At 73.4% G+C, this 11,513-nt stretch carries 9 protein-coding genes; 2 read left to right on the top strand and 7 right to left on the bottom strand.

What is annotated here, in order from left to right; genetic code table 11:
* Positions 1 to 31 precede the first annotated feature (31 nt).
* The 5 genes from B7L92_RS26290 to rpe all read right to left on the bottom strand — a co-directional run bounded on the left by B7L92_RS26290 (position 32) and on the right by rpe (position 5,985).
* The gene (locus B7L92_RS26290) at positions 32 to 493 is read right to left on the bottom strand and encodes an Lrp/AsnC family transcriptional regulator (RefSeq protein ID WP_004990717.1); all 462 of its coding nucleotides are present in this window, start codon (positions 491 to 493) and stop codon (positions 32 to 34) included.
* A gap of 10 nt (positions 494 to 503) precedes the next feature.
* Complete coding sequence (locus B7L92_RS26295) at positions 504 to 1,982, bottom strand: amino acid permease (protein WP_081239871.1); 1,479 nt, start codon at positions 1,980 to 1,982, stop codon at positions 504 to 506.
* 538 nt (positions 1,983 to 2,520) lie between these two features.
* Positions 2,521 to 3,963, bottom strand: coding sequence for a GuaB1 family IMP dehydrogenase-related protein (locus B7L92_RS26300; RefSeq protein WP_081239876.1), 1,443 nt, complete (start codon positions 3,961 to 3,963; stop codon positions 2,521 to 2,523).
* Positions 3,964 to 4,176: 213 nt separating this feature from the next.
* Positions 4,177 to 5,220 (bottom strand): sugar-binding transcriptional regulator, encoded by a 1,044-nt coding sequence (locus tag B7L92_RS26305; RefSeq protein WP_081239872.1) that lies wholly within the window; start codon positions 5,218 to 5,220, stop codon positions 4,177 to 4,179.
* Between the two features lie 78 nt (positions 5,221 to 5,298).
* The gene (rpe, locus tag B7L92_RS26310) at positions 5,299 to 5,985 is read right to left on the bottom strand and encodes a ribulose-phosphate 3-epimerase (protein ID WP_081239873.1); all 687 of its coding nucleotides are present in this window, start codon (positions 5,983 to 5,985) and stop codon (positions 5,299 to 5,301) included.
* A gap of 134 nt (positions 5,986 to 6,119) precedes the next feature.
* Between rpe and B7L92_RS26315 the strand changes: the two genes are divergently transcribed.
* Entirely contained in the window at positions 6,120 to 8,261 is a 2,142-nt protein-coding gene (locus tag B7L92_RS26315) for an MMPL family transporter (RefSeq protein ID WP_081239874.1), read from the top strand.
* Here the strand turns inward: B7L92_RS26315 and B7L92_RS26320 are convergent.
* Complete coding sequence (locus tag B7L92_RS26320; RefSeq protein WP_081239875.1) at positions 8,242 to 9,660, bottom strand: RsmB/NOP family class I SAM-dependent RNA methyltransferase; 1,419 nt, start codon at positions 9,658 to 9,660, stop codon at positions 8,242 to 8,244. The two genes, B7L92_RS26315 and B7L92_RS26320, sit on opposite strands and share 20 nt — an antisense overlap.
* A 75-nt stretch (positions 9,661 to 9,735) precedes the next feature.
* A complete protein-coding gene (fmt, locus tag B7L92_RS26325) occupies positions 9,736 to 10,668 on the bottom strand; it encodes a methionyl-tRNA formyltransferase (protein WP_016827111.1) in 933 nt (310 codons plus the stop codon).
* Between the two features lie 292 nt (positions 10,669 to 10,960).
* Here fmt and B7L92_RS26330 point away from each other — a divergent pair, with 292 nt between their 5' ends.
* The gene (locus B7L92_RS26330; RefSeq protein WP_081239877.1) at positions 10,961 to 11,509 is read left to right on the top strand and encodes a hypothetical protein; all 549 of its coding nucleotides are present in this window, start codon (positions 10,961 to 10,963) and stop codon (positions 11,507 to 11,509) included.
* The last annotated feature ends 4 nt before the right edge of the window (positions 11,510 to 11,513 follow it).

The following is an 11,513-nucleotide window of genomic DNA, read 5'->3' on the forward strand; positions in this document are numbered from 1 at the left end:
CAGGGCCAGTAACCGGACCCTTAGGGTCCGGTTACTGGCCCTGGGTGGGCGATCCCGACGAGAAGCGCCGCAGCAGCGGCGACAGCACCAGCACGGACTTGGTCCGCTCGACGAACGGCTCCCCGGCGATGCGCTCCAGGACCCGTTCGAAGTGGCGCATGTCGGAGGCGAAGACCTGGGCGATCGCGTCCGCGTCACCGGTGACGGTGGAGGCCGCCACGACCTCCTGGTAGCGCTCCAGGCCCCGCTGGATGGTCTCCGGGGAGGTGTTGCCGCGGCAGTAGATCTCGACGAACCCCTCGGTCTCCCAGCCGAGGGCGGCCGGGTCCACCCGGACGGTGAAGCCGGTGATGGCTCCGGTGGCGCGCAGCCGGTCCACGCGGCGTTTCACGGCGGGCGCGGACAGGCCGACGAGTTGGCCGATGTCCGCGTAGGAGCGGCGGGCGTCCTCGGCGAGGGCGTGCACGATGCGTTCGTCGAGATCGTTCAGCACTGCGGGTGGTTCACTTCGTTTCTGGTGCGGCCGGTGCGGCGAGCCGGGAGCGGCGGTAGCCGTACAGGAAGTAGAACACGAGGCCGACGGCCATCCAGACACCGAAGACCACCCAGGTGACGGTGGACAGGCTGCCCATCATCCACACGCAGAAGCCGAAGCCCAGCGCGGGCAGGACCGGCGACAGCGGCACCCGGAAGGTGCGGGGCATCTCGGGTCGGGTCCGGCGCAGCACCACGACGGCCACGTTGACCAGCGCGAAGGCGAACAGGGTGCCGATGCTGGTGGCGTCGGCGAGCTGGCCGAGCGGGATCGCGGCGGCGAGCACGCCGCAGAACAGGGAGACGATCAGGGTGTTGGTGCGGGGCGTGCCGGTCTTCGGGTGGACCCTGGCGAACACCTTGGGCACGAGCCCGTCCCGGGACATGGCGAACAGGATGCGGGTCTGTCCGTAGAGCACGGTCAGCACGACGCTGGCGATGGCGATGACGGCGCAGAACGCGAGCAGGGTGCCCCAGAAGGTCTGGCCGGTGACCTCGCGCATGATCTGGGCGAGCGCGGCCTCGGAGTCGGTGAAGTCCTCCCAGGGCTTGGCGCCGACGGCGACGGCGGCGACGAGGACGTACAGCGCGGTGACGACGACGAGCGACAGCAGGATCGCCCGGGGCAGGTCGCGCTGGGCGTTCTTCGCCTCCTCGCCCGCGGTGGAGGCGGCGTCGAAGCCGATGTAGGAGAAGAACAGGGTGGCCCCGGCGGCGCTGACGCCGGCCATGCCGAGCGGCATGAAGTTCTCGTAGTTGCCGGAGCGCAGGCCCTGGACACCGATGGCGCAGAACAGCACCAGCGCGCCGATCTTCACCATGACCATGATCGTGTTGGCGCGGGCGGACTCGCGGGCGCCGCCCATCAGGAACGCCATGGCGAGCAGGACCACGATCAGCGCGGGCAGGTTGAACACGCCGCCGTCGCCGGGCGGGGCGGACAGCGCGGCCGGGATGGTGACGCCGATGGTGCCGTCGAGCAGTTCGTTGAGGTACTCGCCCCAGCCGACGGCGACGGCGGCGACCGACACGCCGTACTCGAGGACCAGGCACCAGCCGCAGACCCAGGCGACCAGTTCGCCCATCGTTGCGTACGCATACGAGTACGAGGAGCCGGAGACCGGGATGGTGCCCGCCAGCTCCGCGTAGGAGAGGGCCGAGAAGAGGGCGGTCAGACCGGCGATGACGAAGGAGAGGGTGACGGCCGGACCGGCCTTGGGGACGGCCTCGCCGAGGACGACGAAGATGCCGGTGCCGAGGGTGGCACCGATGCTGATCATGGTCAGCTGCCACAGCCCGAGGGAGCGGCGCAGTGATCCTCCCTCGCCCTGCCCACCCTCCGCGACCAGGCGTTCCACGGGCTTGCGGCGCATCAGGCGCGCACCGGCGCCCGGGGCGGACGACGCGGTGGGCCTGTTGTCGTGCGGGGGTGCGCCTTGGTCGAGCACGCGCTGACTCCTTCATCGCTGCCGGTGTTTCCGCGGCGGGGACCGGCGGCGCCCCGCGACAGCCGGGACCCGCCGGGCGGTCCCCCGCCGCACCACGTACAGCGCGTAACCCTACGAGGTCGAACGTTGCTGCTGAAATGCAGCAATCTTGCGGACCGCCGCAAGATCGTTGCGTTCTTCGCACCGGAACGGGTGTTCGTTGCGCCGCGGCTTTCGTCCGTTGCGTCCGGCCCGCGGTCGGCGGGCCGGGCCTCCCCGGCGCCGGACACCTCCCTGACCAGGGAGGTCCGGGGGCCGGCACACCCGCGGCGGATCCCGTCGGCGCCCCGGTGCGTCCGGCGGTCGAGGCGGCCGGGAGGAGGCGGTGACCGGGCCGCGCGGGGAGGGCGCCCGTGCGCGGGGTGTCGGAGATCACCCCCCGAGGTCGCGGCCGCACCGGCCGCTGCCCCCGGCCACGGTCGTCGCGCCCGGACGCACCGCGGCCCCCGCCCTCCCGGCGACGGGATCAGCGGGGGCCGTGCGGCAGGGGCGGTCGCCGTCAGTTCCAGCTGGCGTGCAGCGGCTTGCCCTCGGCGTAGCCGGCGGCGCTCTGGATGCCGACGACGGCCTTCTCGGCGAACTCCTCCAGCGAGCCGGCGCCGGCGTAGGTGCAGGAGGAACGGACGCCCGCGATGATCGAGTCGATCAGGTCCTCGACACCCGGCCGGGCCGGGTCGAGGAACATGCGGGAGGTGGAGATGCCCTCCTCGAACAGCGTCTTGCGGGCCCGGTCGTAGGCCGACTCCTCCGAGGTGCGGTTGCGCACGGCGCGCGCGGAGGCCATGCCGAACGACTCCTTGTAGGGGCGGCCGTCCGCGTCGTGCTGGAGGTCGCCCGGGGACTCGTACGTCCCGGCGAACCAGGAGCCGACCATCACGTTGGACGCGCCGGCCGCGAGCGCCATCGCGACGTCGCGCGGGTGGCGGACACCTCCGTCGGCCCACACGTGCTTGCCGTACTTCCTCGCCTCGGCCGCGCACTCCAGGACGGCGGAGAACTGCGGGCGGCCGACGCCGGTCATCATGCGGGTGGTGCACATGGCGCCGGGGCCGACGCCGACCTTGACGATGTCCGCGCCCGCTTCGATCAGGTCGCGCACGCCCGCGGCGGCGACGACGTTGCCCGCGACGACCGGGACCCTCGGGTCGAGGTCGCGGACCAGCTTCAGCGCGTTGATCATCGACTCCTGGTGGCCGTGCGCCGTGTCGATGACGAGGGTGTCGACGCCCGCCTCCAGCAACTGCTGGGCCTTGCCCGCCACGTCGCCGTTGATGCCGACGGCCGCGGCGACGCGCAGCCGCCCCCGGTCGTCGGTGGCCGGCGTGTACAGGGTGGCGCGCAGGGCGCCCTTGCGGGTGAGGATGCCGGCGAGACGGCCGTCGGAGTCGACGGCGGGGGCGTAGCGCCGGTTGGCCGCGTCGAGGGTGTTGAAGGCCTCGCGGGGGTCCATGTCGGCGTCGATGAGCAGCAGGTCGCGGGACATGACCTCGGTGAGCTGCGTGAAGCGGTCCACGCCGGACAGGTCGGTGTCGGTGACCACGCCGACCGGCTTGTGCCCGTCGTCCACCACGACGCCCGCGTTGTGCGCGCGCTTGGGCAGCAGGGCGAGCGCGTCGGCGACGGTCTGGTGCGGGGCCAGCACGATGGGGGTGTCGAGCACCAGGTGACGGCTCTTGACCCAGGAGACGACCTCGGTGACGACCTCGATCGGGATGTCCTGCGGGATGACCACGAGACCGCCGCGGCGGGCCACGGTCTCGGCCATGCGGCGCCCGGCGATGGCGGTCATGTTGGCGACGACGAGCGGGATGGTGGTGCCCGTGCCGTCCGGGGAGCTGAGGTCCACGCCCTGACGCGAGCCGACCGCGGACCGGCTCGGCACCATGAAGACGTCGTCGTACGTCAGGTCGTACGCGGGCTGGATGTCGTTGAGGAAACGCACGTGCTGCACATCCCAGTCGATCAGAGGTGGCCCCCGGGCAGGTCAGCCAGGGGGAAGAGCACGTACTTCATTGTCCCATGTCAACCGGTACGCGGTCCCCGGGCGCATCGTCCAAGCGGGTCGGGAGGGGTTGGGAGGAACCTCCGAAGGTGGTCGGGAGGCGGGGGCGCCGGCGGAGGGGCGCGGCGGCGACCGCCCCCTCCCGGCCGCCCCTCAGTTTCCGTCGGGGTCGGCCCGGTTGAGCGCCGGCTTCGGCGTCGGCCCCACCGTCATCAGGTAGTCCGCGGCCGAGGTGTCCGTCACCAGACTGGTGACGAGCCCGGAGCGCAGCACCGCGTCGATCGCGGGCCCCTTGCGCTGTCCGCCCGCGATCGCGACGACCTCGGGGACGCGCCGGAGCTGGTCGGTCTTGACCGTGATGCACCGCTCCCCCAGGTCCCGGCCGACCCGGCGCCCCTCGGAGTCGAAGAGGTGCGCGGACATCTCGGCGGCGACGCCGAGGGAGGCGTAGTGCGCCCGCTCCTCGTCGCTGAGCATGTCGTGCACCGTCGAGATGCCCGGCTCCCAGGAGCCGATGGAGACACAGGCGACCGTGACCTTGTCGAAGTACTCGAAGGCCCGCGCGATCCCGGTCTGGTGGCGCAGTGCCGCCGCGGTGGCCGCGTCCGGCAGCAGCATCGGCGCGTAGATGGGGTGGGCGTCGCCGCCCGACACCTGCGCGGCGCGCCGCACCGCCTCCACCGAGCCGCGCTCGGCGGTCCCGGCGTCGTACACACCCGTCAGCTGCACGACCGTGCAGGGCGGCAGCCGGTCCAGGGCCGCCGCCATGTGGATGGTGGACCGGCCCCAGGCCAGGCCCAGCACATCCCCTTCGTTGACCAGCTCGCCGAGCAGGTCGGCGGCCACCTCTCCCAGGTTCTCGGGGTCGGGTGTCTCCTCGGCCTCGACCGGGGACTCGACCACGACGGCGTGCCTCAGGCCGTAGCGGGCGCGGAGCGCGTCGGAGCGCTCGGCGTCCAGCTCGGCCGGCACGCGGATCTCGATCCGTACGAGATCCCGTTCGAGAGCGGTCTCCAGGACCCGGGCCACCTTGAAGCGACTGACGCCGAACTCCTCGGCGATCTGGATCTTGGACTTGCCCTCGAGGTAGAAGCGGCGGGCCATGGCCGCCGCCTGCACCAGCTCAGCGGGTCCCATCCGCATGGCTGACCGGCCCGCCGACATACCCGACACGGGGCTCTCCTCACTGCCGTTCACACTCTGGATTCGCCGTTCATCCTTGCAGATCCGGCGCGGTTGATCAGCCCTGCTGGGAGCCGTTCACGTTCCTGACGCTCAGTGGTCGCATGCCCACGACGCCCCGGCCGTCGCCGCCTCGGCCTGATGGCGCAGTGCACGCACCGCCTCGGCCGGGTCCTCGGCCCCGTACACGGCGGAACCCGCGACGAAGACGTCGGCGCCGGCGTCGGCGCACCGCTCGATGGTGGAGGCCGAGACCCCGCCGTCGACCTGGAGCCAGAGCTGCAGGCCGTGCTTGTTGATCAACTCGCGGGTGCGGCGGATCTTCGGAAGCATGATGTCGAGAAAGGCCTGGCCCCCGAAGCCCGGCTCGACCGTCATGACGAGCAGCATGTCGAGTTCGGGGAGCAGGTCCTCGTACGGCTCGACGGGGGTCGCCGGCCTGAGCGCCATGGAGGCACGCGCGCCCTTGGCCCTGATCTCCCGGGCGAGCCGCACCGGCGCGGTGGCCGCCTCGACGTGGAAGGTGACGGAACCGGCCCCCGCCTCCACGTACTGGGGCGCCCACCGGTCGGGAGCCTCGATCATCAGATGGCAGTCCAGCGGGGTGTCCGTCGCACGGGCGAGCGACTCCACGACCGGCACACCGAGCGTGAGGTTCGGGACGAAATGGTTGTCCATGACGTCGACATGGAGCCAGTCGGCTCCCTCGACCGCCTTCGCCTCGTCCGCGAGGCGGGCGAAGTCGGCGGACAGGATGCTGGGGTTGATCTGCACGGCCATGGACCAAGCCTGCCATGCCCGGGTACGGATGGTCCCTCCGGTCCAGACCTGAGTTCGTCGTCGGATGTTCCGGCACCGTCGTCCGCGCCGTGCCGGGCGGCCCGGCGGCCCCGTCCGCGGCTCCGGGAGGCGTCATGACCCGGAGCCGGGACGTCGCGTACCTGGTGTGCGGCCGGCGCACCAAGTGGCTGGTGGTGCTGCTGTGGCTGGTGGTTCTCTTCCTGGTGGCGCCCCTCGCCCAGAGGCTCACCGACGCCCAGGACAACGACGCGGCGTCCTGGCTGCCGGGCTCCGCGGAGTCGACCCGGGTCCTGGAGATCTCCGAGGACTTCCGGCCCGAGCAGATCCCCGCGGTCGTGGTCTATGCCCGGGAGAGCGGTCTGACGGCGGCGGACCGGCAGCGGATCGCCGAGGACGTGACGCGGCTCGAGCGGTTGAGCGACCACGGGATCCGGGGCGACGAGACGCGCGGGCCGGTCTACGACCGCGGGACCGACCCGCGTGCGGCGCAGGTCTACGTGCCGATCACGATGGACGAGAAGGGCTGGGAGCGGATCGCGCCCGCGGTCGACTCCGTCCGGGACGGCCTCGGCGGGAGCGACGACGGACTCGCCGTGCACGTCACGGGTCCCGGCGGCACCTCGGCGGACTTCGCCGAGGGCTTCGAGGGCATCGACTCCACGCTGCTGTTCGCCGCGACGGCCGTGGTCGTCGTCATGCTGCTGATCACCTACCGCAGCCCGACCCTGCTGCTGGTCCCGCTGTTCTCGGTGATCGTCGCGCTGTTCACGGCGCAGGCCCTGGTCTACCTGCTGGCCGAGCACGGCGGGCTCACGGTCAACGGACAGAGCGCCGGCATCCTGCTGGTGCTCGTCTTCGGCGCGGGCACCGACTACGCCCTGCTCCTGGTCGCCCGCTACCGGGAGGAGCTGCGCCGGCACGCGGACCGGCACGAGGCGATGGCGCTGGCACTGCACCGCGCGGGTCCGGCGGTGCTCGCCTCCGGCGCGACCGTCGTCCTGAGCATGCTGGTGCTGCTGACCGCCGAGATGAACTCCACCAGCGGCCTCGGCCCGGTCGCCGCGATCGGTGTCGCGGTCGCCCTGTCGGCCCTGCTGACGCTCTTCCCGGCGCTGCTGGTCGTCCTCGGGCGGTGGATCTTCTGGCCGGTGGTCCCGCGCCACGGCGCGCCCGACCCGACCGAGCGGGGCCCGTGGGCCCGCACGGGCCGCCGCATCGCCCGCCGCCCGCGCCTGGTCTGGGGGGTGACGGCCGCGGCGCTGGCGCTCTGCTCGCTGGGCATGGTCCAGTTGCGCGCCGAGGGCATCGGCAACGCGGACGCGTTCATCGGGAAGCCCGACTCGATCGTGGGCCAGGAGGTGTCCGCGCGTTACTTCCCGGCGGGCAGCGGTGATCCGCTCGTCGTCGTCGCCGCCCGGGGGCAGGCCGAGCGGGTGGGCCGCGCGGTCGCCGCCACGGAGGGCGTCGTCCCGGACTCCCTCGGCCCGCTCCCGGGCGCCAGACCCTCCTTCGGGGACAGGGTGCTCTTCGAGGCGACCATGACCGCCCCGGCGGACAGCGGGGCGGCGAAGGCCACCGTGGAGCGGGTCCGCGACGCCGTGCACGCGGTGCCGGACGCCGACGCGCTGGTGGGCGGCAGTACGGCGGCCCTGGTGGACATGGACAGGGCCACCCTGCGCGACAACGTGCTGATCATCCCGCTGGTGCTGGTGGTCGTCCTGCTGATCCTGTGCGTCCTGCTGCGCTCCCTGATCGCCCCGCTGCTGCTGATCGGCACGGTGATCCTGTCCTTCACCGCGGCGCTCGGCCTCAGCGCCCTGACCTTCCGGTACGTCTTCGGCTACGCGGGCGAGGCGACCGAGTTCCCGCTGTTCGTCTTCGTCTTCCTGGTGGCCCTGGGCATCGACTACAACATCTTCCTGACCACCCGCATCCGCGAGGAGGCCGCCCGCCGGGGCACCCGGCCCGGTGTGGTCACCGCTCTCGCCACCACGGGCTCCGTCATCACGTCCGCCGGGCTGGTGCTGGCCGGCACCTTCGCCGCCCTCGGCACGCTCCCCATGGTCGCCTTCGCCGAGATCGGTTTCGCGGTCGCGCTGGGTGTCCTGCTGGACACCTTCGTCGTGCGGTCGGTGCTGGTCACCTCCCTGTTCCTGGACGTGGGCCCGAAGGTGTGGTGGCCGCACCGGTCGGCCCGCGAGGACGGGGGCGGGGTGCGGGAGCCGGAGGCGGGCGTCAGCCGGTCCGGCGGATGAGCGCCAGGTACATCGCGTCGGTGCCGTGCAGATGCGGCCACAGCTGTACGTCGGGCCCCTCGCCCAGATCCGGTACGCCCGGCAGCAGCGGCCGGGCGTCGATCAGCTCCGCGTCCGGGAACTGCCCGAGGAGGTCGGCGACCACGGCCCGGGTCTCCGCGAGGTGGGGCGAGCAGGTGGCGTAGCCGACGACACCGCCGACCCGCACGGACTCCAGGGCGGTGCGCAGCAGCCCGCGCTGGAGCGGGGCGAAGCCGGCCAGGTCCTCCGGGCGGCGCCGCCAGCGCGCCTCGGGGCGGCGGCGCAGGGCGCCGAGGCCGGTGCACGGCACGTCGACCAGCACCCGGTCGAAGCTGCCGGGCCGCCACGCCGGGCGCGTCCCGTCCGCGGCGACGACCTGGTACGGCCCGGGGTTGCCGTGGAGCGCCTTCGCCACCAGCCCGGCGCGGTGCGGCTGCTTCTCGGAGGCGAGCAGCACGGCACCGCGCTCGGCGGCGAGCGCCCCGAGCAGCGCGGCCTTGCCGCCGGGTCCGGCGCACCCGTCCAGCCACATCCGGTCACGGCCCTCGACCGGCGCGGCGGCGAGCGCGAGGGCGACGAGCTGGCTGCCCTCGTCCTGGACGCCGGCCCGGTTCTCGGCGACCGCCTTGACGGCGCCCGGCTCACCGCCCTCGGTCAGCCGCACCGCGTGGGGCGACCAGCGTCCCGGCACGGCGGCCTCCTCGCCGAGCAGTTCGTCGGTGGTGGCCCGCCCCGGCCGGGCGACCAGCGTGACCTCGGGGCGCTCGTTGTCGGCCCGCAGCAGGTCCTCGATGCCGGCCCGCCCGCCGCCGAGCGAGTCCCACAACGCGGAGACGACCCAGCGGGGGTGCGAGTGCACGACGGCGAGATGGTCCTCGGGGTCCTCCTCGTAGGGCGGTGCGACGCGCTCCAGCCACCCGTCGAGGTCGTCCTGCGCGATCCGGCGCAGCACGGCGTTGACGAACTTGGCCCGCCCGTCGCCCAGCACCACCCGGGCCAGTTCGACGGAGGCGGACACGGCGGCGTGCGTCGGGATCCGCGTTCCGAGCAGCTGGTGCGCGCCCAGGCTCAGCACGTCCAACACCGGCGGGTCCACCTCGCGCAGCGGCCGGTCGACACAGGCCGCGATGATCGCGTCGTACGTCCCCTGCCGGCGCAGCGTCCCGTACACCAGCTCGGTCGCCAGCGCCGCGTCCCGGGTGTCGAAGTCGCCCTTCTCGCGCGCCGCGCGCAGCAGCGGCGGCAGGACGAGGTTGGCGTACGCGTCCCGCTCGTCCACGGCCCGCAGGGCCTCGAAGGCGAGGACGCGGACGGGGTCCTTCTTGGGCCGGCGGTAGGGCTTGGCGGGCCGACGGGGCCGACGGGGCTGGTCGCTCACGAAAAAGGTGCTCCGGAAGTGGGGTGGGGTGCGCGCCCCAGCCTACGTCGTCGGGGCGCGCCGCCGTCCGCGGCGTCAGGTGCCGACGCTCTCCCCGGCGGCGATCCGCGCCCCGCGCGCCCAGTCCGCCGCCCGCATCGGCTTCTTGCCCTGGGCCTGCACCCACAGCAGCTCCACGGCGTACGAACCGGTGCCGACGTACACGTTGTTCTTGCCGACGGCCAGCCGACCGGGCTCGAGATCGGTCCGCCCGGGCACGGGAGCGGCCTGGACGATCTTCAGCCGCTCGCCCCGGAAGGTGGTCCAGGCGCCGGGGGCGGGAGTGCAGCCGCGCACCACCCGGTCGACGCGCAGGGCCGGGGCGGTGAAGTCGACGCGGGCGTCCTCCACGGCGACCTTGGGCGCGAGGCTGACGCCCTCGGCGGGCTGCGGTACGGCCTGCAGCGTGCCGTCCTCGATGCCGTCCATGGTCGCCGCGAGCAGCCCGGCGCCGGCGAAGGCCAGCCGGGTGAGCAGGTCGCCGCTGGTGTCGGTGGGCCGGATCTCCTCGGTGACGGTGCCGTAGACGGGCCCGGAGTCGAGGCCCTCCTCGATGAGGAAGGTGGAGGCGCCGGTGATCTCGTCGCCCGCCATGATGGCGTGCTGCACGGGGGCGGCCCCGCGCCAGGCGGGCAGCAGGGAGAAGTGCAGGTTGACCCAGCCGCGGGCGGGGATGTCCAGGGCCGCCCTGGGCAGCAGGGCGCCGTAGGCGACGACGGGGCAGCAGTCGGGCTCGATCTCCTTCAGGCGCTCCAGGAACTCCGGGTCCCTGGGCCGGACCGGCTTGAGCACCTCGATCCCGGCCTCCTCGGCCCGTTCGGCGACGGGAGAGGCGACCAGCCTGCGTCCCCGCCCGGCCGGCGCGTCGGGCCGGGTGACGACGGCGGCCACCTCGTGCCGCCCGGAGGCGAGGAGTGCGTCCAGTGCGGGAACGGCGACCTCGGGGGTACCGGCGAAGACGAGCTTCATGGAGTGCTTCGGGCCTCTCGGGCGGGTACGGACACGGGCAACGCACCAGTCTATGGGGCGGCGGTGGAAGCGCCCGTGCGGGGAGAGCCGCCGTCGGCGGGCGCCCGCGGGGGACGTCCGCGGGGGACCTCCGTCTCCCGTTCCGGGAAGCGGGTGGTGCGCGGGGGCGTACGCATATGCCGCCACGCCCCACCCCGTGACCCGCGGGGCGGATCCGCGTTGGTCAAGAAAGAGTTGACCACGGGCCCGGTACGGGCCCTTTCCTTTCAACGCCGGTTCGAGAGGCTTGTTCATGGCCGACCACGCAACCCACGACGCCCAGGCTCGGGCCAGCCTGCACCTGCTGGTGCGGGACATCGAGCGGGTCCGCCGGCAGGTGGACGCACTGCGCACGCTCACCGCCCAACTGGGCAACGTCTACCGCCCGCGCCGCTCCGGCCCCTCCACGGGCTTCGTCGTCTACGGGCGCGCCCCCGCTCCGACGGTCCGTCTCGCCCAGGAACTGCGGGACAGTGTCGAGACCCTGGTCACGGCGGCCGTGGACTTCGACCGTTCACTGGGCTTCTCGTGGGATGCGGTGGGCTCCGCGCTGGGCGTCACCAAGCAGGCGGTGCACCGCCGTTACGGCTCCCGCCGGGCCCCCGCGCAGATGCCGAAGGCCACCGAGGCCGAGCACGCGACGGATCCGCCGGGCGCCCGCACGGTCAATGTGGGCACCGGCCTCTCCACGGTGCCGACGGTTTCCGAGACCCGCTCCATGCCGACCCAGCCCACCGCGGGCAGCCCGTCGCTGCGCGACGAGCCGCGGCGGACGGCCTTCCCCGGCCCCCGCATCGGCTGAGGGG

The sequence above is a fragment of the Streptomyces viridosporus genome (assembly GCF_002078235.1).
Lineage (GTDB): Bacteria > Actinomycetota > Actinomycetes > Streptomycetales > Streptomycetaceae > Streptomyces > Streptomyces viridosporus.